This window comes from Mycobacterium neumannii, assembly GCF_002245615.1.
GTDB classification, from domain to species: domain Bacteria; phylum Actinomycetota; class Actinomycetes; order Mycobacteriales; family Mycobacteriaceae; genus Mycobacterium; species Mycobacterium neumannii_A.
In genome coordinates this window covers 33,498-59,708 of sequence record NZ_NKCO01000014.1, presented here as the reverse complement: position 1 = coordinate 59,708, position 26,211 = coordinate 33,498, and the positions used below count along the sequence as shown (strand labels likewise).

The following is a 26,211-nucleotide window of genomic DNA, read 5'->3' as shown; positions in this document are numbered from 1 at the left end:
TGCTGACAGAACGACGCCGCAGGCGTTTGCTATCAGCCAGGAGTGAAGATGAAGACTCGCGGTCCGTTGATCACGTTGGGCGCGGTCGCCGTGCTCGGGATCGCGCTGTGGCTCGGCAACGTTTTTCAGGAGCAAGGGCCCGTGGCCGCCCCGGCGGCGGAATCGGTCACCACGCCGAGCGCTGCGGCGCCGACGACCACGCCGTCACCGCCTGCGACGGGCTTCCCGGCCAAGGCTGACTACGTCGGAACCGTGCCGACCGCGACCGGCGTGATCACGTTGGAGATATCGCTCGACGGCGGCAAGGCGATCGCGTACGCCTGTGACGGCAACTCGGTCGAGGTGTGGCTCCGAGGCGACGCCGAGGACGGTGTCGTCAACGCGACGAGCCAGGACTAGGTGAGCGTTCTCGACGGCCATCTCGAGGGCAATGCGGTGAAGGGGTTGCTGACGATCGGCGAGAAGAGCTGGGTGTTCACCGCGCCGGCAGCCGAAGCGCGCGCCGGCCTCCTTGTGTACGAGCGGGAGAGCGGCGGCAGCGATGTCTGATCCCGTCGCCACCCGCAACACCGGCGCAGCGGGGATGCTGATCGCCGTCAGCCTCGGCGCAATGGTCGCCGTCGCGCTCGGAGTGTTCGGCAAGATCCATGAGCCGCAATTCTTCTCGATCAACGTGGCGGGGTTCTCCAGCGGCACGGCGGTGAAGTCGTGGCTGGCCACCCTCGCGATTGCGTTGGCGCTGTTCCAACTGTTCTCGGCGTTCGTGATGTACCGGTTGACGCCCGGTGGGCGCGCGCCGACGTGGATAGGAACGGCCCACAAGTGGTCGGGGCGGTTGGCGGTGTTGGCCACTGTGCCGGTGGCCGTGCACTGCCTCTACGCTCTCGGCTTCGCCGAAACCGACAGCCGGGTGCTGTTTCACTCGCTGTTCGGCTGTTTCTTCTACGGGGTCTTCGTCACCAAGATGATCCTGTTGACGCGCGGCGGGCTTCACGGCTGGGTGCTTCCCGTCGTCGGGGGACTGGTGTTCTTCGGGTTGGTCTACGTCTGGCTCACTTCGGCGCTGTGGTTCTTCCAGACCAGCGGGCTGAGGTTCTGAGGAAAGGAATCGCTATGCGACGCAAACAATTCCTTGCGGGTGCGGGGCTCGGAATCGCTGGTACCGCGTTGGGGGCCTGCAGCACGTACGGCAAGGATCCCGACGCCGCCGAGGAGTCGGCCGTGACGACGACCGGTAGCGCGGTGGCGCCGGTTGCGATCCTCGCAAACGTCGCCGACGTCCCGGTCGGCGGAGGTGTCATCGTCGACCAGACCGTGGTGACGCAACCGACGGCGGGTGATTTCGTGGGATTTTCGGCCACCTGCACTCACGCCGGGTGCACGGTGCGCGACGTCGCAGGCGCCACGATCAACTGCCCCTGCCACGGCAGCAAGTTCAACCTGGACGGCACGGTGGCGAACGGACCGGCAACGCGTCCGTTGGTGTCGAAACCAGTGACATTGCAAGGCGATTCGATCGTCTTGCGCTGACCGGGTCAGGTCGACGTGACCCCCGGAATGCGGCCTTCGCGAAACGCTTCGACGAAATGGCGGTGATCGTCACGCACGATGCGGGCGTACTGAAGCCCGAACGTCACGAGGTCGGCCGAGAACTCGTCGACATGGTCGCCGATGACCGCGTCGATCGCCTCCTCGGTCTGGAACTCGACCACCTTCTGGTCGCTGTCGGCATCCCCGACGCAATGCACCTTGGCCACCGCCCGCCCCAGCTGCTCGATCACCTCGTCCAATTCGTCCGGTTCGGTCAACTCGCTCCAGTCGAGATCAGCTGCATACGGCGATAACTCGCTCACGACGAACCCGACGCCGTCGATGTCGGTGTAGCCGAGCAGCGGATCGGCATGCGCCTGCAGCGCACGTTGTGACACCGCCGTTCGGTGGCCGTGATGCTTGAAATGCCGGCCCAGGCCCGCCTCTTCGACGACACGGCTGGGCGCCGCGATGTTGCCCTGCTTCATCGACAGCACGGCGTCGTTGTCCAGCGCCTGGTTGAATCCCTCGATCAGCACGGTGTAGGTCGGCAGACCCGCGCTGCCGATACCGTGACCCGTCTTGCCGATCACGTCCTTGATGTCGTAGGTGATGCCTTGGAACCGTTTGGTTTTGGGGATGGTCTCGAGGTATCGCACGAACGCGGCCTCGACGTTGTCGCGTTCGGCGTCCTCGAGTCGGCGTACGCCCGCGGCGTCCCGGAAGCGTCGGTCCCAGTCGTCGACCACGGTGAGACGATCCAACATCTCGGCCCTCGTCGACAATCGCGCACTCTGCAACGCGGACAGCACGGCGCCGCGTGCGGTGTCGAGATTCAACGAGAAGCCCGTGTCGTCGTCGGCCTGCAGGAACCACCGCACCTGATCGACGTAGGCGTGTGCGAAAGTGTTTATCAGCCTGCTGATCTCGTGGTCCGACAGCGCCTTCTGCCAACACATCAGCGCGACGCTGGCCGCGAACCGCTGCAGGTCCCAGGTGAAGTGACCGATGTAGGCCTCGTCGAAGTCGTTGACGTCGAAGATAAGCGTGCCTTCGCCGTCCATGTAGGTGCCGAAGTTCTCGGTGTGCAGATCGCCCTGGATCCACACCCGGCTGGTGCGCTCGTCGGCCCAGCGGTCCTCGCGCGCGGCGACGTCGCCGTAGAAGACGCACGCGCTGCCGCGGAAGAAGGCGAAGGGCTCGGCCGCCATCTTGCGGAACTTGGTCCGGAACGCATCTGGATCGGCCTTCATCAGATCGGCGAACGCACTCACCAGGCAATCGACGATCCACGACTCCCGTTGGTCCTGCATGCCCACGGAGTACCCGTGTCACCCACCACCGCCACACTGACCGCGTGCTCGATCTCGTTCTCCCGCTGCAGTGCGGCGGCTGCGGCGCACCGTCAACGCGGTGGTGCGCGGCGTGCGCGGCGACGCTGACGGTCAGGGCAGAGGATCCGCACCTCGTCTCGCCGCGCGTGGATCCCGGCGTCCCGGTGTACTCCCTGGGCCGTTACGCGGGGCCGCGGCGAGCAGTCGTCATCGCGGTCAAAGAGCACGGCCGAAATGATCTGCTGCGCCCGCTTGCCGGGGCGCTGCGGGCCGGCCTCTCCCACCTGCTGACCTGGGGTCTTCTCGATACCCCGCTGACGGTGGTCCCCGCACCGACCCGCCGGTGGTCGGCCCGTCGGCGTGGCGGTGACCCGGTGACTCGGATTGCGCGTACCGCTGTCGTCGACCTGCCGGGGGTGGGCGTCGTCCAGGCGCTGCGCACACGCGCTCTCGTGGCGGATTCGGTCGGGCTGTCCACCGCCGATCGGCAGCGCAACATCGGCGGCCGGGTCCGGGTCGTGCGGCCCGTCGCGGACGAAGTGCTCGTCGTCGACGACATCGTCACCACCGGCGCCACCGCCGCCGAGTCGGTTCGCGTGCTGCACACCATTGGGGCACGCGTGGCGGCCGTGCTGGTTGTGGCAAACGCGTGACCGCGCCGCGAGGCCGGATTCCAGGCCCACATATCAGACCGAGGTGAAGAACTGGAAACAGGTACCCGGATTCACTGGCACTACCGGGTGAACGCGGCTACCGTCGGCTTCAACACCCGTGAATGACTCACGGCCGGCGCTCAGATACGAAGCGCCAGCATCGCCGACGCGGTAGGAGGTGAGTAGACGACACCTTGCACCGGCGAGCGGCGAGACATGCAAAGCCCCGTCGGTGCGGATCACGACAACCCGGGCACGCTCACGCGTGCGGACGCCGAAGAAACGAGTTGCCAAGCATGTCAAGCCAATCCCTGGACTCCCGAACGATGGTGATCGAGGACGAAACGCCCGAAGCCCGACCGCGCGCCGAAGTCGCGGTCACCGGTCGCAACGTCGAGATCCCCGACCACTTCCGCACGTACGTCGCAGAGAAACTGTCACGCCTGGAACGATTCGACCGCTCGATCTATCTGTTCGACGTCGAGCTCGATCACGAGCGGAACCGACGTCAACGCAAGTACTGCCAACACGTGGAGATCACCGCGCGCGGCCGCGGCCCCGTGGTCCGCGCCGAAGCCTGTGCCGACAGCTTCTACGGCGCGATGGAATCAGCGGTGGACAAGCTCGCCGAGCGGCTGCGCCGTGCGCGTGATCGCCGCAAGATCCACTACGGCGACAAAACCCCGGTATCGGTCGCCAAGGCCACCGCGGTCACCGCACCACCCGAGCCGCTGACAGCGACGCCGGCCGAACACGACGGCGCGGCGCTCGACGAGCACGAGCCCGGACGCATCGTGCGGATCAAGGAGCATCCGGCCACCCCGATGACCGTCGATGACGCGCTGTCGCAGATGGAACTGGTAGGCCACGACTTCTTCCTTTTCCATGACAAGGAGAGCGACCTGCCGTCCGTGGTCTACCGCAGGCACGCCTACGACTACGGCTTGATTCGGCTCGCCTGAGCCGGGCCGACCACTATTTCGCCTGGCCTGACGCAGCTGGGCCGGGTTCAGGGCGCATGTCCCCTACCATGGGTTGAGCTCAAGACTTCCAAACCCATAGGGGAACTAGCGTGCTGCAAAAGTTGCTGCGTCTCGGCGAGGGCCGGATGGTCAAACGCCTCAAGGGGGTGGCCGACTACGTCGACTCCCTGGAGGGCGACGTCGAGAAGCTGACCGACGCTGAACTGCGGGGCAAGACCGACGAGTTCAAAAAGCGCGTGGACAACGGCGAAAGCCTCGACGACCTGCTGCCCGAAGCGTTCGCCGTCGCCCGCGAGGCGGCCTGGCGGGTGCTCGACCAGAAGCCGTTCAAGGTGCAGTTGATGGGCGGCGCGGCGCTGCACTTCGGAAACGTCGCGGAGATGAAGACCGGTGAAGGCAAGACGCTGACCGGCGTGCTCCCGGCCTACCTCAACGCGCTGTCGGGCAAGGGCGTGCACATCGTCACCGTGAACGACTACCTGGCCAGGCGCGACGCCGAGTGGATGGGCCGCGTGCACCGGTTCCTCGGCCTGGAGGTCGACGTGATCCTGGCGCAGATGACCCCCGACCAGCGGCGAACCGCCTACGCCGCCGACATCACCTACGGCACGAACAACGAATTCGGCTTCGACTACCTGCGCGACAACATGGCGCACTCCCTGGACGACCTGGTCCAGCGCGGACACAACTTCGCGATCGTCGACGAGGTCGACTCCATCCTCATCGACGAGGCCCGCACCCCGCTGATCATCTCCGGCCCCGCCGACGGCGCGTCGCAGTGGTACACGGAGTTCGCCAGGATCGTGCCGCTGATGGAAAAGGACGTCCACTACGAGGTCGACATCCGCAAGCGCACCGTCGGCGTGCACGAACTCGGCGTCGAGTTCGTCGAGGACCAGCTGGGTATCGACAACCTCTACGAGGCGGCCAACTCGCCGCTGGTCAGCTACCTGAACAACGCGCTCAAGGCCAAGGAGCTGTTCCAGCGCGACAAGGACTACATCGTGCGCGACGGCGACGTGCTCATCGTCGACGAGTTCACCGGTCGCGTGCTGGTGGGCCGTCGCTACAACGAGGGCATGCACCAGGCCATCGAGGCCAAGGAGCGCGTCGAGATCAAGGCCGAGAACCAGACGCTGGCCACGATCACGCTGCAGAACTATTTCCGCCTCTACGACAAACTCGCAGGTATGACCGGCACCGCGCAGACCGAGGCGGCCGAGCTGCACGAGATCTACAAGCTCGGTGTGGTTCCCATCCCGACCAACAAGCCGATGATCCGCGCCGATCAATCCGACCTGATCTACAAGACCGAAGAGGCCAAGTACATCGCGGTCGTCGACGACGTCGCCGAGCGCTACGAGAAGGGCCAGCCGGTCCTGATCGGCACCACCAGCGTGGAGCGCTCGGAGTACCTGTCTCGCCAGTTCACCAAGCGCAGGATCCCGCACAATGTGCTCAACGCGAAGTACCACGAGCAGGAGGCCTCGATCATCGCCGAGGCCGGCCGGCTGGGCGCGATCACCGTCGCGACCAACATGGCGGGCCGCGGTACTGACATCGTGCTCGGCGGCAACCCGGACTTCCTCACCGACAAGCGGCTGCGCGAACGCGGCCTGGACCCGGTGGAGACCCCGGACGAGTACGAGAAGGTCTGGCACGAGACGCTGTCCGCGGTCAAAGCCGAGTGCGCGCGCGAGTCCGAGGACGTCATCGCCGCGGGCGGCCTGTACGTGCTGGGCACCGAACGGCACGAGTCCCGCCGCATCGACAACCAGCTGCGCGGCCGCTCCGGCCGCCAGGGCGACCCTGGCGAATCCCGGTTCTACCTGTCGCTTGGTGACGAGCTGATGCGACGGTTCAACGGCGCCACCCTGGAGTCGTTGCTGACCCGGCTGAACCTGCCCGACGACGTGCCGATCGAGGCGAAGATGGTCACCCGCGCCATCAAGAGCGCGCAGACGCAGGTTGAGCAGCAGAACTTCGAGGTCCGCAAGAACGTCCTCAAGTACGACGAGGTGATGAATAAGCAGCGCGTCGTCATCTACGACGAGCGCAGGCGCATCCTCGAGGGCGAGAACCTCGCCGAACAGGCCCGCAACATGCTCGTCGACGTGATCACCGCCTACGTCGACGGTGCCACGGCTGAAGGCTATTCCGAGGACTGGGATCTCGAACAGCTCTGGACCGCGCTGCGGCAGCTCTACCCCGTGGGCATCGACCACCACGACCTGATCGACTCCGACGCGATCGGTGAGCCCGGCGAGTTGACGCGCGAGGAGCTGCTGGAGGCGTTGATCGCCGACGCCGACCGCGCGTACGCCGAGCGGGAGAAGCAGATCGAGGAGATCGCGGGCGAGGGCGCGATGCGCCAGTTGGAGCGCAATGTGCTGCTCAACGTGCTGGACCGCAAGTGGCGCGAACACCTCTACGAGATGGACTACCTCAAGGAGGGCATCGGCCTGCGGGCGATGGCGCAGCGCGATCCGCTGGTCGAGTACCAGCGCGAGGGTTACGACATGTTCATCGGAATGCTCGAGGGGCTCAAGGAGGAGTCGGTCGGGTTCCTGTTCAACGTCGCGGTCGAACCCGCGCCGCAGCCGACCGTCGCCCCGGTCGCACCGCCGTCCGGTCTGAGCGAGTTCGCCGAGGCCGCCGCCGCACAAGCCCAAGGTGGGGTGGCGACCAAGGAACGACCGACGGGAACGGGCCTGCGCGCCAAGGGAATCGACGACGAGTCGCGTCCGCTGACCTACACCGGGCCGTCGGAGGACGGGTCGGCCGAGGTGCAGCGGTCGGGCAACGGCAGTGGCGCCCCGCGGCAGGCTGCGCCCAGCGGCGGCACCCGCAAGCAGCGGCGCGAAGCCGCGCGCCAGCAGGCCCGCGAGCAGAAGGCGATGCGCAGGCGTTAAGAGGGCTCGACGAGCGCGGCGATACGGCGCAGCGTGGCGCGCATCCCGTCTTCGGCTTGCTTGGGTGCGCCGCCCCTCTTGAGCAGCAGGCGTTGCCGGTCCTCGGATACGTCCCAGGTTTCGCGCACCAGCGTGCCCTCCGGTGTCGGTTCGAGCTCGTAACGCCAGATGCGCCCGCCGATCAGCCCGAGGGGACCCATCGTCGTCTTCCACGCGATGCGGCGGTCCGGTTCGAACTCGACGACGGTGTTGGTGGTCCGGTATCCAAGGAACACCGACTCGGGCCTTCCGCGCATCGCCATGCCGAATGTCGCACCGGCAGACAGAGGTTGAGACTTCTCGCCGGATGTGTGAGCGACGGTGCCCGAGCCGTCGAAGGCCGGATGCCTGCCGGCGTCGGCGAGTAACGCGAAGATCGCGTCCGGGGGCGCCTTGATGACGCGCTGCACGCTGATCGAGTCTCCCTGCACGCGAGCAGGCTAGCGCTCAACCGATCTGCAGCGCGACCACCCGCCAGCGCCGGCCGTCGTAAGCGATGCGCGCCGCGATAGCGCGGATGCGCTGTCCGCGACTGTAAGTGCCGAATACCTCCGCGGCAGGACCGTCGTCATCGGTCACGCGCACCCTGAGCCGGCGCAGGGTGGCGACGGTCGAGTGCGGGTGGCGGGTCAGCGTGAGCACGGTTTCGATCAGCGCCGGTGCCAACAGCGGTTGCAACTGGGCGACGGGGCGCCGCCGGTCGATCACCTCGAGCACCCTGCGCAACGCCGCATCGGCGAAGGCGACCGCCGCGCGCGGCGGGGCGGGCTCGGCGGGGATCGGCATTTGCGGGCGCCGAGTGTGTACACCGGCGGATGGTCGGCGGCGCAGCGCTTTTGGCGACGGTGGCGGACAGGCGCCGACACCGAGGGGAGGCGGTTCACAGTCGATGACCGGTGCCACCAGCGCAGCCGGTCGCTGTTGGTCGGGGCCGGACGCGGCCTCGGCAGGGGTGCGGAAGGATGTCACAACGCGTTCTCCAGCGACTCGACGAGACAGGACCCGTCTGCTGGAGAGTTGGCAGACACCACCATGATCGCACGGTCCGCGGGGGCTCCCAGACAGCGATAAGCACCCGTGATGCGCATCCGCGGGGTTTGCCTATAGCGTGGCGGGGACTTCGGCGCCCGCGGTCGGACCGCGGGCAGTACAGGGGAGGGGCGACGTCGCGATGGTCACCCGGTTGTCGACGGCGGATGCGTCGTTCTACCGCCTGGAGAACACGTCGACGCCGATGTACGTGGGTTCGCTGGCGATCCTTCGCAAGCCCCGCAGCGGCCTGAGCTACGAGACCCTGCTGGCCACCGTCGAACAGCGGCTGCCACAGATACCCCGCTACCGGCAGAAGGTGCGTGAGGTGACGTTGGGCCTGGCGCGCCCGGTGTGGGTGGACGATCGCGACTTCGACATCACCTACCACATCCGTCGCTCCGCGCTGCCGTCGCCGGGCAGCGACGCCCAGTTGCACGAACTCATTGCGCGGCTGGGGTCCCGGCCGCTGGACAGGTCGCGGCCGCTGTGGGAGATGTACCTGATCGAAGGCCTGGCCAAGAACCGCCTCGCGATCTACACGAAGTCGCACCAGGCGTTGGTGAACGGCATGACGGCCCTCGAGATCGGCCACGTCATCGCCGACCGCACCCAGAAGCCGCCGGAGTTCGGTGAGGACATCTGGATCCCGTTGCGCGAGCCCAGCGATCGGCAGTTGCTGCTCGGTGCGCTCGGTGAGTGGATCACCCGGCCCGCCGAGCAGATCACTGCGGTCCGCAACGCCGTCGTCGACGTCGCCACCAACGCTGGCCAGTTGGTCGACATGGGCCGCCGCGCCCTCGAGGTGGCCCGCACCGTGGCGCGCGGCACCGCGCCGAGCAGCCCGCTGAACACCACAGTGTCGCGCAACCGGCGGTTCACCGTCGCCTGCGGACGGCTCGAGGACTTCCGCGCGGTGCGCGCCCGCTACGACTGCGACGTCAACGACGTGGTGCTGGCCGTGGTGGCCGGCGCGTTACGCAATTGGCTGATGTCGCGCGGTGAACCGGTGACCTCGACCGCGAGGGTGCGGGCGATGGCGCCCATGTCGGTGTATCCGGATGCCGAACTCGACGCGACCGGCCCGGGTCAGGCCATCAGCGAGGTGACGCCGTTCCTCGTCGACCTTCCCGTCGGTGAGGGCAACCCGGTGGTGCGGCTCTCGCAGATCGCCCACGCCACCGAATCGGCGTCCACCGCCGCGAGCCTGGTCGACGCGAGAACCATCGTGACGCTGTCCGGGTTCGCCCCGCCGACCCTGCACGCGATGGGCATCCGGGTGGCGACCACGTTCTCGGCGCGCCAGTTCAACCTGCTGATCACCAACGTGCCGGGTGCACAGCATCAGATGTACATCGCGGGCACCAAACTGCTGGAGACCTACGCGGTACCGCCGCTCTTGAGCAACCAGGTGCTGGCGCTGGGGGTGACGTCCTACCACGGCATGGTCTACTTCGGCATCAATGCCGACCGCGACGCCATGAGCGACGTCGATGTTTTGCCGAGTCTGCTGCGCGAATCGATGGAAGAACTGCTAGAAGCGGCCCAATAACACCTGCTGTGCGTTTGCGGGATTGACTCTCTCACCGCCAGCGGGGTCGAATTGGGTCACCATGACCACGAGCGCAGAGAACGAGACGCCAGGAAAAGCCAGGTCCGCCACACAGCGCGCATTTCGATCGCCGACCGATTCCGTCGTACCCCACCCGGCACTCGACCTGCCGCCACATGATGACGCGTTCACCCGCTCGCGCGGCGTGGACTGGGTCGTCTTCGGGGTCACCGCGGTCATTGCGATTGCCTTCCTGGTGTGGGGCTTCGTCAGCACGGAGTCGCTGGCCTCCGCTTCGGACAGCGCGCTGACGTGGGTGATGGACAACACCGGGTGGCTGTTCGTGCTGACGGCCTCCGGTTTCGTGGTGTTCATCCTGTGGCTGGCGATCGGTCGCTTCGGCGCCATCCCGCTCGGTCGTGACGACGAGGAACCCGAGTTCCACGGGGTGTCGTGGGTCGCGATGATGTTCAGCGCCGGCATGGGGATCGGGCTGATGTTCTTCGGGGTGGCCGAGCCGCTGTCGCACTACGCGACACCGCCACCGGGCACCGGCGAGCCGGGCAACACCGAGGCCGTGCAGACCGCGATGGCCACCACGCTGTTCCACTGGTCGCTGCACCCGTGGGCGATCTACGCGGTGGTCGGCCTGGCGATCGCCTACGGCGTCTACCGCAAGGGCCGGCTGCAGCTGATCAGCGCGGCGTTCGAACCGCTGCTGGGCTCGCGCGCCAACGGACCGTGGGGCAAGGTCATCGACATGCTGGCGATCTTCGCCACGCTGTTCGGCTCGGCCGCCTCACTCGGTCTGGGTGCGCTGCAGATCCGCAGCGGCCTGCAGATCGTCGGCGGTATCGGGGAAACGGGCAACACCATCCTCGTCGTCATCATCACGGTGCTCACGATCGCGTTCGTGCTGTCGGCGGTCTCCGGGGTCGCGCGCGGCATCCAGTGGCTGTCCAACATCAACATGGTGCTGGCGATGGTGCTTGCGTTCTTCGTATTCGTCGTCGGGCCAACGGTTTTCATCCTCAACCTGCTGCCGACATCGCTGGGCAGCTACATGGCCGACTTCGCGATGATGTCGGCGCGCACCGGCGCCGAGGGCTCCGCGGTCAACGTGTGGCTGCAGTCGTGGACGATCTTCTACTGGGCGTGGTGGGTGTCGTGGACGCCGTTCGTCGGCATGTTCATCGCGCGGATCTCGCGGGGGCGCACCATCCGTCAGTTCGTCACCGGAGTGTTGTTGGTGCCGAGCCTGGTGTCACTGGTGTGGTTCGCGGTGTTCGGCGGGTCGGCGATCCGCGTACAGCAGGAGGGCACCGACCTCGCCGGCGAAGGCAGCATCGAGGCTCAGCTGTTCGGCCTGCTCGAGCAGTATCCGATCGCGACCATCGCCAGCGTGCTGGTGATGGTGCTGGTGGCGATCTTCTTCGTCTCCGGCGCGGACGCCGCGTCGGTGGTGATGGGATCGCTGTCCGAACGCGGCACGATCAGACCCGGTCGAGCCACCGTGATCTTCTGGGGTGTAGCCACCGGCGCCGTCGCTGCGGTGATGCTGCTGGTCGGCGGGGAGGACGCGTTGACCGGGTTGCAGTCCATCACCATCATCGCGGCGCTGCCGTTCGTCGTGGTGATGGTCGGCCTGGCCGTGGGGTTGGTCAAGGACCTGCGCCGCGACCCGATGATGGTGCGAAAGAAGTATGCCGAAGAGGCCGTCGACAGCGCGGTCATCCACGGTGTCACGGAGCACGGTGACGATTTCGTCATCTCGGTGGAGAAGGATCCGGCGAGCGAGAAATCGCCTGACGACTAATCTCGCCTGGTGCGCGTCTACATCCCCGCGACCCTGACCATGCTGCAGCAGCTCGTGGCCGACCGGGTGCTCCATGCCCGCAGCGGTACGGCGTTCGCGGTGACGCCCGCCCTGCGCGAGTCCTACGCCGAGGGCGACGACGAAGAACTCGCCGAGGTCGCGCGCCGGGAAGCCGCGCTGGCGTCGCTGCGCCTGCTCGGGAGCGAAGGGGTGGGCGACCTGCCGCCGCGCCGCGCAGTGGTGGAGGCCGAGGTCGACGACGTGACGCCGCGCCCCGATCTCGATGACGCGGTGGTGCGGTTGGCCGGTCCGGTCGCCTTCGAGGACGTCATCGCCGCCTATGTCGACAATGCCGAGGCCGAGTCCGCGGTGTTGCCCGCGATCGAGGCCGTCGACGACGCGGACCTCGGCGACGAGGATGCCGACTTCGTCGTCGGTGATGCCCAGGACCACGACCTGGCCTGGTACGCGCCGCAGGAGTTGCCGTTCCTGCTTGAACTGCTCTGAGCCCGCATCGGCCTTGATCTCGGCTGGATACGGCAGCGTAGGTTACGGTACCGTAGGTTCATGGCCAAGAACTCCATCAAGGTGTCGGCCAATGTCGCCGACACGGTGAAGCCGACGGTCGCCGGGACCAAGCACCCGGGCCTGCACGCGCTGCGGACCATCGTGGGACGGATCACCACGCCGCTGCTGCCCGACGACTACCTCAAACTCGCCAACCCGCTGTGGTCGGCGCGTGAGTTGCGCGGCCGGGTGCTGAGCGTCCGGCGCGAAACCGAGGACTCGGCGACGCTGGTCATCAAGCCGGGCTGGGGCTTCTCGTTCGACTACCAGCCCGGCCAGTACATCGGAATCGGCGTGCAGATCGACGGCCGTTGGCGCTGGCGGTCCTATTCGCTGACCTCGGCGCCGTCGCGCACCACCCGAACCATCACCATCACGGTCAAGGCCATGCCAGAAGGGTTCCTGTCGACGCATCTGGTCGACGGGTTGGCGCCCGGCACGATCGTGCGGCTGGCCGCGCCGCAGGGCAACTTCGTCATGCCCGACCCCGCCCCGGCGAAGGTGCTGTTCCTCACCGGCGGCTCCGGTATCACGCCCGTGATCTCGATGCTGCGGACCCTGGTCCGCCGCGACCAGATCACCGATATCGTCCACTTGCATTCTGCGCCAACCGAATCCGATGTCATGTTCGCCTCCGAACTCGCCGAGCTGGCCCGCGCGCACCACTCCTACCGACTGCGGGCACGCGCGACGCGCACCCAGGGCCGGCTGGACCTGTCGCGCCTCGACGACGAGGTGCCCGACTGGCGCGAGCGACAGACCTGGGCGTGTGGTCCCGAGGGCATGCTCGATGCCGCCCAGCGGTGCTGGTCGAGCGCCGGCCTCGGCGAACGCCTGCACCTCGAGCGTTTCGCGGTGTCCAAGGCCGCCGTGCACGGGCAGGGCGGCACCGTCGAGTTCGCGCGCAGCGGCAAGACGGCCACCGTGGACGCCGCGACTCCGCTGATGGACGCCGGGGAGCAGGTCGGGGTCCAGATGCCGTTCGGCTGCCGGATGGGTATCTGCCAGTCATGTGTGGTGGGTCTGGTCGAGGGCCACGTCCGTGACCTGCGCACCGGCGTCGAGCACGAGCCGGGCAGCCGGGTACAGACCTGTATCTCCGCGGCATCCGGCGATTGCGTGCTCGATGTCTGAGGTTTACTGGCCGGTAACCTACGGGTACGTAGGTTACGGTAACGTAGGCACGCGAGAGGAGGCTTGACGATGGCAATCACTGACGTTCCCGAATTCGCGCACCTGACTGGCGCGGACATCGAGAGTCTGGCGGTAGAACTGGATGCGATCCGGCAGGACATCGAAGACTCCCGCGGTGAGCGCGACGCGCGCTATATCCGTCGCACCATCGCCGGCCAGCGTGCGCTGGAGGTCGCGGGCCGCCTGATGCTGGCGGCAAGCTCGCGCCGCTCGGCATGGTGGGCAGGAACCGTCACCCTGGGCGTGGCCAAGATCATCGAGAACATGGAGATCGGCCACAACGTCATGCACGGGCAGTGGGATTGGATGAACGATCCCGAGATTCACTCCTCGACATGGGAGTGGGACATGAGTGGCTCGTCCAAGCATTGGCGCTTCACGCACAACTTCATGCATCACAAGTACACCAACATCCTGGGCATGGACGACGACGTGGGCTACGGCCTGTTGCGGGTCACCCGGGACACGAAGTGGAAGCCGTTCAACCTCGGAAACCTGCTGTACAACACGATTCTCGCGCTCGGCTTCGAGTGGGGCGTCGGCCTGCAGCACGTGGAGTTGGGCAAGATCTTCAAGGGCAGGGACAACCGCGACGAAAGCAAGGTCCGGGCACGCGAGTTCGCCGCCAAGGCGGGCGCGCAGTTGGTCAAGGACTACGTTGCCTACCCCGCATTGACCTCGCTGTCGCCCGGTGCGACATACCGGTCGACGCTGACGGCGAACGCGGTCGCCAACGTGATCCGCAACGTCTGGTCGAATGCGGTCATCTTCTGCGGCCACTTCCCTGACGGCGCAGAGAAATTCACCAAGACCGACATGGTCGGTGAGAGCAAGGGCCAGTGGTATCTGCGACAGATGCTGGGCAGTGCCAACTTCGAGGGCGGCCCGGTGCTGCGGTTCATGAGCGGCAATCTGTGCCATCAGATCGAGCACCATCTGTATCCGGACCTTCCGAGCAACCGTCTGCACGAAATCTCGGTTCGGGTGCAGCAGGTGTGCGACAAGTACGACCTGCCCTACACGACGGGTTCGTTCCTGGTGCAGTACGGCAAGACGTGGCGGACCATCGCCAAACTGTCGCTGCCGGACAAGTATCTGCGCGACACCGCTGACAATGCGCCGGAGACGCGCAGCGAGCGGATGTTCGCCGAACTGGAGCCGACCCAACGGCGTGGTCTCAAGTCGTCGATCGCGGCCGTGCGGGCCCGTCGCCGGGAGAAGCGCGCAGCCAAACTGGCCGCCGCCTAGCCCCCTCCTTCCGGTTTGCGCGAGCGTGCGTGCTTGCGCACGACACGCCGCGCATTCTCGACACTTTGCGCACGTTGGCGCCGCGGTGACCGTGCGTCCGGCGCCGAGCCATCCCGCGTCGACAGCACTTCACGCACTCTCGTCGACGACGGGCGTGCGAGAAGTGCCGTAAATCCGCGGCGTGTCGGATGCAGACGCGCACGCTCGCGCAACGGTGGGTAGGGGGTTAGAGGCGCGCGCTACCAGTCTGACTCGTGGAGGGCGGCCAGCAGCCGACGGGCGGCGGCGACGCGGTCGAACGTGGGGCCGGTCAACGTGTCGAGCGCGCACTCCGGATCGGCGGGCGAGCCCATGTGACCGCAACCACGTGGGCAGTCCTTGATCGCTTCGGCCAGATCTGAAAACGCGAGCAGCACATCGTCGGGCTCGATGTGTGCCAGTCCGAACGACCGGATGCCGGGCGTGTCGATCACCCATCCGCCGAAGTCCAGCGGCAGCGCGACCGACTGGGTCGACGTATGCCTGCCCTTTCCGATGTCGGTCACCTCGCCGGTGGCCCGTTCAGCCCGTGGGACAAGGCGATTCACCAGCGTCGACTTCCCGACCCCCGAATGCCCGAGCAGCACCGTGACCCGGTCGGCCAGCATCGGGGCCACCGCGTCGAGCGGATCGTCGCGACCCGCCGTGGTGATCGTCAGATCAAGATCGGCGAAGTGCGCCGCAAACGGTTCGGGCGGAGCGAGATCGGTCTTCGTCAGGCACAGGATCGGCTCGAGCCCGCCGGCATAGGCCGCGATCAGCGCGCGCTCGACCAGCCCGGTGCGCGGCGGCGGATCAGCCAGCGCGACGACGATCAGCAGTTGGTCGGCGTTGGCCACGACGACCCGCTCGGTCGGATCGGTGTCATCGGCGGTGCGGCGCAACACCGTTCGCCGTTCACCGCGTCGGACGATGCGGGCCAGCGTGTCGGGCCGGCCGGACAGGTCGCCGACGATTCCCACCTCGTCGCCGACGACGATCGGGGTGCGGCCCAGTTCGCGCGCCCGCATCGCGACCACGCGGCGGTCCGGGTCGCCGCCGAGCGCGCATCCCCACCGCCCACGGTCGACGGTCACCACCATCGCTTCCTGCGCGTCGGCGTGATCGGGCCGAATCTTGGTCCGCGGCCGCGAGCCTCGGCCGGGCCGCACCCGGACATCGGACTCGTCGTACTCGCGTCGGCTCAAGCGGGGTCGACCTCCGCCGTCTGCCCCGCGAGCATGTCGGCCCACAACTGCGGGAAACCGGGCAACGTCTTGATGGTGGTGTCGATGTCCTCGACCGCGACGCCGGCCACCCGAAGCCCCACGATCGCGCCCGCGGTGGCCATCCGGTGGTCGGCATAGGACCGCCACAGCCCGCCGTGCAGCGGTCGGGCCGTGATCACCAACCCGTCCTCGGTCTCCTCGCACTGACCGCCGAGACCGTTGATCTCCGCCGAAAGTGCTGCGAGCCGGTCGGTCTCGTGTCCACGCAGATGCGCGACACCTGACAGCTTCGACACCGAGCCGGGGGAGGCCAATGCCGCCAGCGCAGCGACGGCGGGCGTGAGCTCGCCGACCTCGTGCAGATCAACGTCGATACCGCCGTACACTTCGGCGCCACACACTTCAAGGTAGCTATCACCATGTTGCACAACCGATCCCAACTTCTTGAGGATCGAGATGATGGCGTCGGCCGGTTGCGTGCTGAGCCGCGGCCAGCCCGTCAACCGCACGCTGCCTCCGCTGACCACCGCGGCCGCCAGGAACGGCACCGCGTTGGACAGGTCGGGCTCGATGTCCCAATGGCGGGCGGCCACGGGCCCCGGCGACACCCGCCACTGGTTGTCGCGGCCGTCGTCGACGTCGACGCCGGCGTCGCGCAGCATCGCGACCGTCATCGCCACGTGCGGTGCGGAGGGGACCGATTCGCCGGTGTGTACGACGGTCAGCCCCTCGCGGAAGCCCGCTCCCGACAGCAAAAGCCCGGACACGAACTGTGACGAGGCCGAGGCGTCGATCTCCACCGTCCCGCCGGTGACCGATCCGGCGCCCCGCACCGCGAACGGAAGTCCGTCGCCGTCGATGTCGACCCCGAGGCCGCGCAACGCGTCCAGAAGCGGCGCGATGGGACGGGTACGGGCCTGTTCGTCCCCGTCGAATGTGACCGTCGCCGTGCCCAGGGCGGCCACCGGTGGCACGAACCGCAACACCGTGCCTGCCAGTCCGCAGTCGATGCGCGCGCCATCGCTCGGCGCGATCGCGCCGCTGACGGACAGTTCGTCGGCGCGGCCCTCGACCGTCACACCGAGCGCACGCAGCGCCCCGATCATCAGGTCGGTGTCGCGGCTGCGCAGCGCCCCGCTGATCGTCGAATCGCCGTTCGCCGCGGCCAGCGCCGCCAACACCAACGCCCGGTTCGTCTGCGATTTCGAGCCGGGCACGGTGACAGTGGCATGCACCGGAGCCGTCGTCGACGGTGCAGGCCAGGCCTGGCGTTCTTGGTCTGCGGGCGCGCTCACCGCTCCATCTTCCCCTGTCGGCTCGCCGTGCCACCATGGGATTCATGTGTGGACGTTTCGCGGTGACCACTGACCCGGCGCTATTGGCCGAGAAGATCAAGGCGATCGACGAGACCACGGCGGCCACCTCCGGCGGTAAAAACGCGTCGGCGCCGAACTACAACGTCGCGCCGACCACGACTGTCAGCACCGTGGTCCAGCGCCACAGTGAACCCGACGACGACGCCACCCGGCGGCTGCGCTCGATGCGCTGGGGCCTGGTGCCGCCGTGGGTGAAGTCCAAAGAGGACGGCAGCCCCGAGACCAAGGGGCCGCTGCTGATCAACGCCCGCTCGGACAAGCTGACCACCTCGCCGGCCTTCCGCAACTCGGCCAAGAGCAAGCGCTGCCTGGTGCCGATGGACGGCTGGTACGAATGGCAGGGCGACCAGGGGGCCAAGACGCCCTTCTTCATGTACGCGGGCGACGGCGAGCCGCTGTTCATGGCGGGTCTGTGGTCGACGTGGCGGCCGAAAGACGCTCCCAAAGACGTCAAACCGCTGCTCAGCTGCACGATCATCACCACCGACGCCGCCGGGCCGCTGGCCGACATCCACGACCGCATGCCGCTGACCATCAGCGAACGCGACTGGGACCGCTGGCTGAACCCCGACGCGCCGATCGACGAGGGGCTGTTACGCGGCCACGGCGACCTGGACCGCATCGAGATCCGAGAAGTGTCCCGGCTGGTGAACAGCGTCCGCAACAACGGCCCCGAGCTGATCGAGCCCGTCGAACCCCAGGCCGAACAAGGCACCCTGCTTTGACGCAGCCGGATCCGCCCGGCCCGCTGTCCGATGTCGCCGTCGTCGACGCGCTGGCCGCCGACCTGCGCAGCGCGGGGTACACGACCGACGCGGTTGCCGGGCTGCTCGGCGAGGACGCCGACGCCGCGTTCGCCAGCGGAGTGTGGTGGCCGGCCCTAAGGGCCACCGATCGCGTCCTCGCCGCCGGGACAGCACAGCAGCGACGCCTGGCGGTGCTCGTGCGTTTGTTCCTGCTGGGCTCCACCGAACCCGCCGACCGCGTCGTCCTCGCGCTCGGCCCCGATATCGACGCACTCGTGACGAACGGCGTGCTGGAGTGGGCGGCGGAGGGGACCGTGCGCGCCGCACTGGACGTCCGGCCCCACAGCGACGGCGTCAACGACTTCTTCGTCGTCTCCGACCTGGACGCCTCGATGTGCTCTGGACCGGTGCACCGCGACCACGTCCTCGGTATCGGCGGTGCGTCGGTCTCGCTGGCCCGCGCCGTCGTGCGCAGGCCTGTCGCTCGTGCCCTCGACATCGGCACAGGCTGCGGAGTGCAGGCGCTGCACCTGAACGGGCACTGCGCGCAGGTCGTGGCCACCGACACCAACGAGCGGGCGCTCGCACTCGCGGCGGTGACCGCGCGGCTCAACGGCATGTCTTGGGATCTGCGGCGCGGCAGCCTGTTCGAGCCGATCGTCGGTGAGCGCTTTGACCTCATCGTCTCCAATCCGCCGTTCGTGGTGGGCGCCGGCGACCGCGACTACCTCTACCGCGACTCGGGTCTTGCCGGAGACACCCTGTGCCGCAACCTGATCGAGCAAATAGGTGCTCACCTGGAGCCGGGAGGCACGGCGCTGGTCATGGCCAACTGGATCGTCCGCCGAGACGACTGGCGCGACCGGGTGCGAGGGTGGTTGGCGGGCAGCGGTTTGCACGCGTGGGTCGTGCAGCGTGAGCTCGCCGATCCGGTCAGCTACGTGTCGCTGTGGACGGCCGACGCCGGAGAGGATCCAGAGCAAGCGGCGCGCCGCGGAGGGCAGTGGCTCGACTGGTTCGCCGACGAGGGCATCACCGGCGTCGGTATGGGCGTGATCGCGTTGCGTGCACCACGATTCGGTGAGCATCGCCCGCCTGAGCACATCCTCGAGGAGATCACCGGCGTAGACGAGGCCGTCACCGGAGACGAGGTCGACGCGTTCTTCGCGCGCCGGGAGTACCTGCACGACACGTCCGACGAGCAGTTGCTCGCGGCGAGGCTGTCGACGGCGCCGGTGTTCCTCGACGAACTGTCGCTGCCGGGGCCCGACGGCTGGCAGGTCGTCGGCGCGGCCGTGCGCCGCCCCGGTGGGCCAGGCGCGGTCATCGGCGTCGATGAGATCGGGCGGGCGTTGTTGGCCGGCTGCCGGGGCGAGGTGCCGCTGGGGACGTTGATCGACCTGCTCGCAACCGTTCACGGTGTCGACGCCGACGCGCTGGCGCGGGCCGCGCTGCCCGTCGTGCGGGAAGCGGTCGGGCGGGGCATCCTCTACCAGGCCACCTGACCCTTGACAGAGGATTCCTCGGTTCAGTTAGAGTAATCCTCGTGTCATCGCGGACGCGTCCCGATGCGCGGAGCCGGTTGCTTGCCGTCGCGCGCCGCCGCTTCGCGTCCGACGGCGCGCTCTCGGCCACCCTCGACGAGGTGCGCCGCGAGGCCGAAGTGAGCGTTGGTGCGCTGTATCACCATTTCCCCGACAAACTTTCACTCGCCGCCGCTGTCTTCGCAGAGTTGCTCAGCGAATACCAGGCCGGGTTCGTCACCACGCTGCGCGGACACGACACCGCCGAGGGCGGCATCCGCGGCGGCGTCACCTATCACCTGCGGTGGATCTCGGCGCATCGCGGCGAGGCCGGTCTGCTGCTCGGCCCCCGGCTCGACAGCGCAGAACTGCGCGCACACAACGACGCCTTCTTCGCAGCCATCAAAGACTGGTGGCGTCCGCACCACGGCTACGGCGCGCTACAGCCGATGCGCGCGGGAGTCACGGCAGCGCTGTGGCTCGGCCCCGCCCAGGAGTACAGCCGGTACTGGATCGCCGGAGCGGCCAAGCGGATACCGCCGGGCACCATCGAGACCTTTGCCGACGCTGCGTGGAAAGCGTTGCGCGCCAACGACACCGAGGAGATCCCGTCATGACCGATTCGCTGTACCGGAACATGGTGACCAGCGGCGACGAGGCCGATGCGCCGCTTCGCGTGCGCGTCGAGCACCGCGGGGACAGGGCCGTCGTCACGCTCGACGAGCCACGACGGCTCAACGTGCTGTCCGGCCCGCTCGTGCGCCAACTGCGGCGAGCGCTGACCGACCTGGACGCCGACCCCGACGTGCGTTCGGTCGTGCTCACCGGCACGGACCCGGGCTTCAGCGCCGGAGGCGATCTCCGCATGATGGACGCCGCGATCGACCAACTCGACGCACCGGAGGGCGCTGCCGACATCTGGCGCTGGATCCGCCGCGAGTTCGGGGGTATCGCGCGGCTGATCGCCGGATCGGACACGATTTTCGTCGCCGCGCTCAACGGCGCAGCGGCAGGCGTCGGGCTGGCCTGGGCGCTGACCTGTGATCTCGTGATCGCCAGCGAACGCGCCGTCGTGGTGCCCGCATTCGCCAAGCTGGGACTGATCCCCGAGGTCGGCACCAGTTGGGCGCTGACCCGGCGGCTGGGCTACCAGGGCGCGCTGGCCTACTATCTGCGCGGCGAACACATCGACGCCCGGGAGGCCCAACGGCTCGGCCTGGTGCAGGAGGTCGTCGATCACGACCGTCTGCTCGCGGCCGCCGACGACTGGTGTTCGCGCATCGCCGTGCTCCCGCCGCACGCCGTTGCGATGAGCAAGCCCCTGCTGCGGGCGGCCGCCGACGCCGACTGGTCCGATGCCCTCACCCTGGAGGAGTTCGCCGAACCGACGTGCTTCACCACCGCGGCGTTCGCCGACAGCGTGCGCTCGATGCTCTCCTGAACCGGCACCGGCACCCCCGTGCCGCGCTCGAGATTTCCCGCATCTGCCTGATCACGTCAGAATGGGCATTAACATAGTGCCGGATGGGTCAGATGAGGGGGTCAGGCATGGTCACTGCGGTGAGGAAGCTCTTGAGCTTCGAAATGACCCTCGCCGAGTGGATCGGCACCGGGCTCATCCTCGCCGCACCCTACGTCGTCGTCGGTATCGGCTGGACCGCCCTGCGCCTGGACCGGCTCGACGGCAGCGGACTGGCCTGGTTCATACAGCTGGTCGGTTCCGTCGCGTTCTGGCCGGCGCTGGTCTTCTCGGCGGTGTGCGTCGGATGACGAACCGCAACCGGATTTCCGTTCGACGGCGCACCGCCCGATGGGACCCCGACGCCGAGGTCACCGCCGCCGAGGCGATGGACTTCTGGGCGTTCGCCGGGGGCGCCGCCAACGTCGTCATGCAGCTGTCCTGGCCGGAGGTCGGCTACGGCGTCGCGGAGAGCAAGGTCGACTCGGGAAACCTGCTCAAACACCCGTGGAAGCGGGCGCGCACGACGTTCCAGTACCTCGCGGTCTCGGTGCTGGGGACTCCCGATGACCGCGCGGCGTTCCGGGAGGCGGTCAACAGCGCACACCGGCACGTCAAGTCGACCGCCGAGAGCCCGGTGCGGTACAACGCGTTCGACCGCGACCTGCAGATGTGGGTCGCCGCTTGTCTCTTCGTCGGGCTGGAGGACACCTATCAGCTGCTGCGCGGTGAGATGACACCGGAGCAGGCCGAGCAGTTCTACCGCTCCGCATGGCCGCTGGGCACAACCCTGCAGGTCACCGAAGATCAGTGGCCGCCGACGCGCGCCGAGTTCGACGACTACTGGCGCACCGCGTGCGAGCGGGTGAAGATCGACGACCGGGTCCGCGAACACCTGATGCACATGCTGAACCTGCGCATGATCAACCCATTGCTGGGACTGCCGTTTCGGCCGTTGCTGAAGTTCCTGACCACCGGATTCCTCGCCCCGGTGTTCCGCGAACAGATGGGCCTGCGGTGGAACGCATTTGCCCAGTTCCTGTTCGAATGGCTCTTCCTCACAGTCGCTTTCGTCAACAGGTTCATGCCGGTGTTCCTTCGCCAGGGCGGTAGCTACGTGCTGCTCGCCGACGTGCGCCGCCGGGTCCGTATGCACAAGGCACTGGTATGACGGCGTTGCGCCGCCTGCTCAGTCGCCGGGTCAGCGTCGAGGCGATGATCGAGGCAGCCATGTGGCTGTCGATTCCGTACCTGCTGATCGGCCTGGTGTGGGCCTTCTTCGACGCCGAGCAGGTGCAGTTGATCGACACCGCGCTGCGCACGCGGATCCCGGCCGGGTCGGACATCGGCGCGTTCATGGTGACGGCGGTATTCTGGCCTGCCAACCTGTTCGGCATTGAACTCTGCGTTCCCTGACGACCCCTTGACAGCGGTGTCACGATGGGCCGATGACGGGCCTACCCGACGACGCACTGGCGGGATACCCCGTCGTCGCCGGCGCGGTGCCACGACCGGTCTTCTCCGAACAACGTTGGTGCGACCTCACGTTCGTCCACTGGCCGGTACGTCCGGAGACGGTCGCCTCGCTCTGCCCGCCAGGCACCCGCCCCGACGTCTTCAGTGACGGATTCACCTACGTCGGCCTGGTGCCGTTGCGGATGCGCGGCACGACGATCGGGCGGACCGTTCCGCTGCCGTACCTCGGCACCTTCGCCGAGACCAACGTCCGGCTGTACTCGATCGACGAATCGGGCCGCCACGGGGTGGTGTTCCGTTCGTTGGAGACCGAGCGGCTTGCGGTCGTTCCGACTCTCCGGCTCACCCTCGGAATTCCCTATGCGTGGGCGAAGATGCGCATCGAAAGGACCGCGGCCACGGTCACGTACACCAGCCGGCGGCGGTGGCCGCGCCGCGGACTGCGCAGCGTCCTGACCGTACGTGTCGGCGGCGAAGTGACGCCCACGCCGCTGGAGGTGTGGCTGACCGCGCGCTGGGGTGCGCACACCCGCAAGGCCGGCCGCACGTGGTGGGTGCCGAACGAACACGACCCGTGGCCCCTGTGTGGCGCCGAAATCATCGATGTGCGCGACGATCTCGTCGCCGCCGCCGGCGTCATCCCCGCCGGGCCGATGCTGCGGGCACTGTTCACGACCGGCGTGCGGGCGCGATTCGGGCGCCCGTGCGTCATCGGCTGACTACGGACCCGTGTACCCGGGCGGGTTCGGAGTGTCCACCCACAAATCGACGCCCAGTTCCGCGCCGGGCACGCAGTTGTACACCGACAAGTCGGTCACGCCGGACTCCAGCAGCACGTCCTCGCAGAGCAGAGATTGGCCGGTGTACTCGCGGGCCGGCTTGGTGAGGATTACGTAGGCGGCGTCGGCGTAGACGTCGGGCTTACGGGCGCGGCCCATCGCCTCGTCGCCGCCCAGCAGGTTCTGCACGGCCGCGGTCGCCACCAGCGTGCGGGGCCACAGCGTGTTCGACGCGATACCGGCGTCGCGCATCTCCTCGGCGATTCCCAACGCGCACAACGTCATCCCGAACTTCGCCATCATGTAGGCAGTCGGCTTGAGCCACTGCGACTCCAGCCGGATTGGCGGCGACAGCGTCAGGATGTGCGGGTTCTCGCGGCCCTTCATGTGGGGGATGCAAGCCTGTGACACCGCGTAGGTACCGCGGATCTGGATGCCGTTCATCAGGTCGAACCGCTTCAAGGGGACGTCCTCGATCGAACCGAGGTTGATCGCCGAGGCGTTGTTGACGCAGATGTCGATGCCGCCGAACTGCTCGACGGTCTTGGCGACCGCTGCATTCACAGAGTCACCGTCGCGGACGTCGCCGACGATCGGCAGCGCCTGCCCGCCCGCGTCCTCCAGCTCCTTGGCCGCGGTGTACACCGTGCCGGGCAGCTTGGGGTGGGGTTCAGCCGTCTTCGCGATCAGCGCGATGTTGGCGCCGTCGGCCGCGGCGCGCTTGGCGATCGCCAGGCCGATGCCGCGGCTCGCGCCGGAGATGAACATGGTTTTCCCATTAAGCGACATGGTCTCACCCTATCCGCCGCGAAATTGCGTTCAGGCCGGTCCGCACTCGAACTTTCGCTGCTGGAATGCCGTTTCGCGAAAACAGGCGCCGGACGCTCACGCGCAGATGTCTGCGGTCACCGCGCCGGTCAGCCGGATCAGGTCTTGCGGGGCCACGGCGACCTCCAAGCCGCGCTTGCCTGCGCTGCACAGCACCCGGTCCCGCAGCAGCGCCGTCTCGTCGATCACCGTCGGCAGCGGCGTCCGCTGCCCAAGCGGGGAGATACCGCCGATCACATAACCCGTCGACCGCTCGGCGGCCGCGCGTTCGGCCATGGTGGCCCTGGGCACGCCGAGCGCGGACGCGGCCGCCTTCAACGAAAGCTTGGCAGGAACCGGCACCACGGCGACGCCGAGACCTGTCGGCAACGCCAGCACCAGCGTCTTGAAGATCTGTTCAGGCGCCACACCCTCGGACCGGGCAAGCGCCTCCACGGCTTCCTCGCCGAACGACGGCTGGCGCGGATCGTGGCGGTAGCGCAGAACCTCATGCGTAACACCGGCGGCCACCAGCGCGGCGATGGCCGGAGTTGCTGCGCGTGCCACCGCGCCAGCCTAGTGCGACGCTCTAACGTCGGGCTTCGGGGAACAATCGGGGCCGGTGCCGCTGTTGTTGACGATGGCTGCACCGCGACAGGAGTTCGCCGGGCAGAAAACATGTCGGTCTCAACCTCTAGGATGAGCGGAGGGGGTCAGGTGCCAACGCTGGCTATGGACTTTCCAGTGCTCCCGGTCGATCTGCCGGGTTTATTCGCTGGCACCGCGACAGAAGGGACGGTGTTCCCCACCATGACCGACTCCGACGGGTCAACCCGAGATTCGGCGCAGGAGGCTCCGGAACCTCAGGAGACCGACGCCGAGCTCACCGCGCGCTTCGAGCGTGACGCGATTCCGCTGCTCGACCAGCTGTACGGCGGTGCGTTGCGGATGACGCGCAACCCCGCCGACGCCGAGGACCTGCTGCAGGAAACCATGGTCAAGGCGTACGCCGGCTTCCGGTCGTTCCGGGAGGGCACCAACCTCAAGGCGTGGCTGTACCGCATCCTCACCAACACCTACATCAACAGCTACCGCAAGAAGCAGCGTCAGCCGGCGGAGTACCCCACAGAGGAGATCACCGACTGGCAGCTCGCGGCCAACGCCGAGCATTCCTCGACCGGCCTGCGCTCGGCCGAGGTGGAGGCGCTCGAGTCGCTGCCGGACAACGAGATCAAGGAAGCGCTGCAGGCGCTGCCGGAGGATTTTCGGATGGCGGTCTATTACGCCGACGTCGAGGGCTTCCCCTACAAAGAGATCGCCGAGATCATGGACACGCCGATAGGCACGGTGATGTCCCGGTTACACCGGGGCAGGCGCCAGCTCCGCGAGCTGCTGGCCGACGTGGCCCGCGACCGCGGGTTCATTCGGGGACAGCAGATGGACACACCCGAGGAGGTCTCGTCGTGAGCTCGTTCTCTGACGAAGAGCGATGGCAGCCCCCCGTCGGTCCCATCGACCCCGAGCATCCCGAATGCGCCGCGGTCATTGCCGAGGTGTGGACGCTGCTCGACGGTGAATGCACCCCCGAAACCCGCGACAAGCTGCGGCATCATCTCGAGGAGTGCCCCGCATGCCTGCGCCACTACGGCGTCGAGGAGCGGGTCAAGAGCCTGATCGCGAAGAAATGCGGCGGCGAGAAGGCGCCGGAGAGCCTGCGCGAGCGGCTGCGCATCGAGATCAGCCGCACCACCATCATCCGGCGCGGTTAGCGCCGAGGATCACACCTAGGCGCTAGCGCACCGACTTCGAACCGGCGTTGGGCCGCTTACCGTGGTTGGCCTTCGTGTGCTTGCGGTCACGCTTCTTACGGCCACGCTTGGCCATGGTCTACCTCCGAATGCTCTGGGGATTTCTCGGCCCGTGCTCGGCGGGCGCGTTCGG

30 protein-coding genes are annotated in these 26,211 nt (G+C 67.7%); 22 read left to right on the top strand and 8 right to left on the bottom strand.

The window, feature by feature from the left end; translation table 11 throughout:
* Positions 1–48 precede the first annotated feature (48 nt).
* The 4 genes from CEX88_RS16830 to CEX88_RS16820 are packed head-to-tail and all read left to right on the top strand — an operon-like array spanning position 49 to position 1,530.
* Positions 49–399, top strand: a complete 351-nt coding sequence (locus tag CEX88_RS16830; protein WP_126315888.1) for a hypothetical protein — start codon at positions 49–51, stop codon at positions 397–399.
* Positions 400–549, top strand: coding sequence for a hypothetical protein (locus CEX88_RS26080; RefSeq protein WP_202931533.1), 150 nt, complete (start codon positions 400–402; stop codon positions 547–549).
* Complete coding sequence (locus CEX88_RS16825; RefSeq protein WP_094294346.1) at positions 542–1,099, top strand: DUF6529 family protein; 558 nt, start codon at positions 542–544, stop codon at positions 1,097–1,099. Before CEX88_RS26080 ends, CEX88_RS16825 begins: the two co-directional genes overlap by 8 nt.
* 14 nt (positions 1,100–1,113) lie before the next feature.
* The gene (locus CEX88_RS16820; protein WP_094294345.1) at positions 1,114–1,530 is read left to right on the top strand and encodes a QcrA and Rieske domain-containing protein; all 417 of its coding nucleotides are present in this window, start codon (positions 1,114–1,116) and stop codon (positions 1,528–1,530) included.
* Positions 1,531–1,535: 5 nt separating this feature from the next.
* On the opposite strand, the gene CEX88_RS16815 is transcribed toward CEX88_RS16820, so the two are convergent.
* Complete coding sequence (locus CEX88_RS16815; RefSeq protein WP_094294344.1) at positions 1,536–2,843, bottom strand: DUF2252 domain-containing protein; 1,308 nt, start codon at positions 2,841–2,843, stop codon at positions 1,536–1,538.
* A 44-nt stretch (positions 2,844–2,887) separates the two neighbouring features.
* Between CEX88_RS16815 and CEX88_RS16810 the strand changes: the two genes are divergently transcribed.
* The 3 genes from CEX88_RS16810 (at position 2,888) to secA (ending at position 7,412) form a co-directional block, all read left to right on the top strand.
* A complete protein-coding gene (locus tag CEX88_RS16810) occupies positions 2,888–3,517 on the top strand; it encodes a ComF family protein (RefSeq protein ID WP_094294343.1) in 630 nt (209 codons plus the stop codon).
* A gap of 326 nt (positions 3,518–3,843) precedes the next feature.
* Positions 3,844–4,479 carry a ribosome hibernation-promoting factor, HPF/YfiA family gene (gene hpf / locus CEX88_RS16805; protein WP_197696866.1) on the top strand — a complete coding sequence of 212 codons (636 nt, stop codon included), beginning with the start codon at positions 3,844–3,846 and terminating at the stop codon, positions 4,477–4,479.
* 110 nt (positions 4,480–4,589) lie between these two features.
* Entirely contained in the window at positions 4,590–7,412 is a 2,823-nt protein-coding gene (gene secA, locus CEX88_RS16800) for a preprotein translocase subunit SecA (protein WP_094294342.1), read from the top strand.
* On the opposite strand, the gene CEX88_RS16795 is transcribed toward secA, so the two are convergent.
* Positions 7,409–7,882, bottom strand: coding sequence for an SRPBCC family protein (locus CEX88_RS16795; protein WP_068196804.1), 474 nt, complete (start codon positions 7,880–7,882; stop codon positions 7,409–7,411). The two genes, secA and CEX88_RS16795, sit on opposite strands and share 4 nt — an antisense overlap.
* Before the next feature lie 16 nt (positions 7,883–7,898).
* Entirely contained in the window at positions 7,899–8,420 is a 522-nt protein-coding gene (locus tag CEX88_RS16790; protein ID WP_094294341.1) for an Rv3235 family protein, read from the bottom strand.
* A gap of 202 nt (positions 8,421–8,622) precedes the next feature.
* Here CEX88_RS16790 and CEX88_RS16785 point away from each other — a divergent pair, with 202 nt between their 5' ends.
* From CEX88_RS16785 to CEX88_RS16765, 5 genes are all read left to right on the top strand, one after another.
* A complete protein-coding gene (locus tag CEX88_RS16785; protein WP_094294340.1) occupies positions 8,623–10,032 on the top strand; it encodes a WS/DGAT/MGAT family O-acyltransferase in 1,410 nt (469 codons plus the stop codon).
* Between the two features lie 61 nt (positions 10,033–10,093).
* Positions 10,094–11,848: a BCCT family transporter gene (locus tag CEX88_RS16780; RefSeq protein WP_094294339.1), complete on the top strand. Its 1,755-nt coding sequence runs from the start codon at positions 10,094–10,096 to the stop codon at positions 11,846–11,848.
* Between the two features lie 6 nt (positions 11,849–11,854).
* Complete coding sequence (locus CEX88_RS16775; RefSeq protein WP_420799228.1) at positions 11,855–12,355, top strand: DUF6912 family protein; 501 nt, start codon at positions 11,855–11,857, stop codon at positions 12,353–12,355.
* 60 nt (positions 12,356–12,415) lie between these two features.
* Entirely contained in the window at positions 12,416–13,549 is a 1,134-nt protein-coding gene (locus CEX88_RS16770; protein WP_094294337.1) for a ferredoxin reductase, read from the top strand.
* Between the two features lie 69 nt (positions 13,550–13,618).
* Positions 13,619–14,857: a fatty acid desaturase family protein gene (locus tag CEX88_RS16765; protein ID WP_094294336.1), complete on the top strand. Its 1,239-nt coding sequence runs from the start codon at positions 13,619–13,621 to the stop codon at positions 14,855–14,857.
* A gap of 239 nt (positions 14,858–15,096) precedes the next feature.
* On the opposite strand, the gene rsgA is transcribed toward CEX88_RS16765, so the two are convergent.
* Positions 15,097–16,083, bottom strand: a complete 987-nt coding sequence (gene rsgA / locus CEX88_RS16760) for a ribosome small subunit-dependent GTPase A (RefSeq protein ID WP_094294335.1) — start codon at positions 16,081–16,083, stop codon at positions 15,097–15,099.
* Entirely contained in the window at positions 16,080–17,399 is a 1,320-nt protein-coding gene (gene aroA, locus CEX88_RS16755) for a 3-phosphoshikimate 1-carboxyvinyltransferase (protein ID WP_094294334.1), read from the bottom strand. The genes rsgA and aroA overlap by 4 nt, the downstream gene beginning before the upstream one ends.
* A 44-nt stretch (positions 17,400–17,443) precedes the next feature.
* Between aroA and CEX88_RS16750 the strand changes: the two genes are divergently transcribed.
* The 8 genes from CEX88_RS16750 (at position 17,444) to CEX88_RS16715 (ending at position 23,403) form a co-directional block, all read left to right on the top strand.
* A complete protein-coding gene (locus CEX88_RS16750; RefSeq protein ID WP_094294396.1) occupies positions 17,444–18,205 on the top strand; it encodes an SOS response-associated peptidase in 762 nt (253 codons plus the stop codon).
* Positions 18,202–19,731 carry a DUF7782 domain-containing protein gene (locus CEX88_RS16745; RefSeq protein ID WP_094294333.1) on the top strand — a complete coding sequence of 510 codons (1,530 nt, stop codon included), beginning with the start codon at positions 18,202–18,204 and terminating at the stop codon, positions 19,729–19,731. The genes CEX88_RS16750 and CEX88_RS16745 overlap by 4 nt, the downstream gene beginning before the upstream one ends.
* A gap of 41 nt (positions 19,732–19,772) precedes the next feature.
* The gene (locus CEX88_RS16740) at positions 19,773–20,366 is read left to right on the top strand and encodes a TetR/AcrR family transcriptional regulator (RefSeq protein ID WP_094294332.1); all 594 of its coding nucleotides are present in this window, start codon (positions 19,773–19,775) and stop codon (positions 20,364–20,366) included.
* Positions 20,363–21,190, top strand: a complete 828-nt coding sequence (locus CEX88_RS16735; protein ID WP_094294331.1) for an enoyl-CoA hydratase/isomerase family protein — start codon at positions 20,363–20,365, stop codon at positions 21,188–21,190. The genes CEX88_RS16740 and CEX88_RS16735 overlap by 4 nt, the downstream gene beginning before the upstream one ends.
* 119 nt (positions 21,191–21,309) lie before the next feature.
* Positions 21,310–21,519: a hypothetical protein gene (locus CEX88_RS16730; RefSeq protein WP_094294395.1), complete on the top strand. Its 210-nt coding sequence runs from the start codon at positions 21,310–21,312 to the stop codon at positions 21,517–21,519.
* Entirely contained in the window at positions 21,516–22,379 is an 864-nt protein-coding gene (locus CEX88_RS16725) for an oxygenase MpaB family protein (protein ID WP_094294330.1), read from the top strand. The genes CEX88_RS16730 and CEX88_RS16725 overlap by 4 nt, the downstream gene beginning before the upstream one ends.
* Entirely contained in the window at positions 22,376–22,624 is a 249-nt protein-coding gene (locus tag CEX88_RS16720) for a hypothetical protein (RefSeq protein ID WP_066848917.1), read from the top strand. The genes CEX88_RS16725 and CEX88_RS16720 overlap by 4 nt, the downstream gene beginning before the upstream one ends.
* A 32-nt stretch (positions 22,625–22,656) precedes the next feature.
* Positions 22,657–23,403 carry a YqjF family protein gene (locus CEX88_RS16715; RefSeq protein WP_094294329.1) on the top strand — a complete coding sequence of 249 codons (747 nt, stop codon included), beginning with the start codon at positions 22,657–22,659 and terminating at the stop codon, positions 23,401–23,403.
* Here the strand turns inward: CEX88_RS16715 and CEX88_RS16710 are convergent, their stop codons facing one another.
* Both CEX88_RS16710 and CEX88_RS16705 read right to left on the bottom strand, forming a co-directional pair.
* Complete coding sequence (locus tag CEX88_RS16710; RefSeq protein WP_094294328.1) at positions 23,404–24,252, bottom strand: SDR family oxidoreductase; 849 nt, start codon at positions 24,250–24,252, stop codon at positions 23,404–23,406.
* Positions 24,253–24,348: 96 nt separating this feature from the next.
* Entirely contained in the window at positions 24,349–24,837 is a 489-nt protein-coding gene (locus CEX88_RS16705; protein ID WP_066848911.1) for an aminoacyl-tRNA deacylase, read from the bottom strand.
* A 243-nt stretch (positions 24,838–25,080) separates the two neighbouring features.
* Here CEX88_RS16705 and CEX88_RS16700 point away from each other — a divergent pair, with 243 nt between their 5' ends.
* Both CEX88_RS16700 and rsrA read left to right on the top strand, forming a co-directional pair.
* Positions 25,081–25,737, top strand: a complete 657-nt coding sequence (locus CEX88_RS16700; RefSeq protein WP_066848906.1) for a sigma-70 family RNA polymerase sigma factor — start codon at positions 25,081–25,083, stop codon at positions 25,735–25,737.
* 44 nt (positions 25,738–25,781) lie between these two features.
* Positions 25,782–26,039 (top strand): mycothiol system anti-sigma-R factor, encoded by a 258-nt coding sequence (rsrA, locus tag CEX88_RS16695; protein WP_231984608.1) that lies wholly within the window; start codon positions 25,782–25,784, stop codon positions 26,037–26,039.
* A gap of 22 nt (positions 26,040–26,061) precedes the next feature.
* On the opposite strand, the gene CEX88_RS26610 is transcribed toward rsrA, so the two are convergent.
* Positions 26,062–26,154 carry a 50S ribosomal protein bL37 gene (locus CEX88_RS26610; RefSeq protein WP_090355725.1) on the bottom strand — a complete coding sequence of 31 codons (93 nt, stop codon included), beginning with the start codon at positions 26,152–26,154 and terminating at the stop codon, positions 26,062–26,064.
* Positions 26,155–26,211 lie beyond the last annotated feature (57 nt).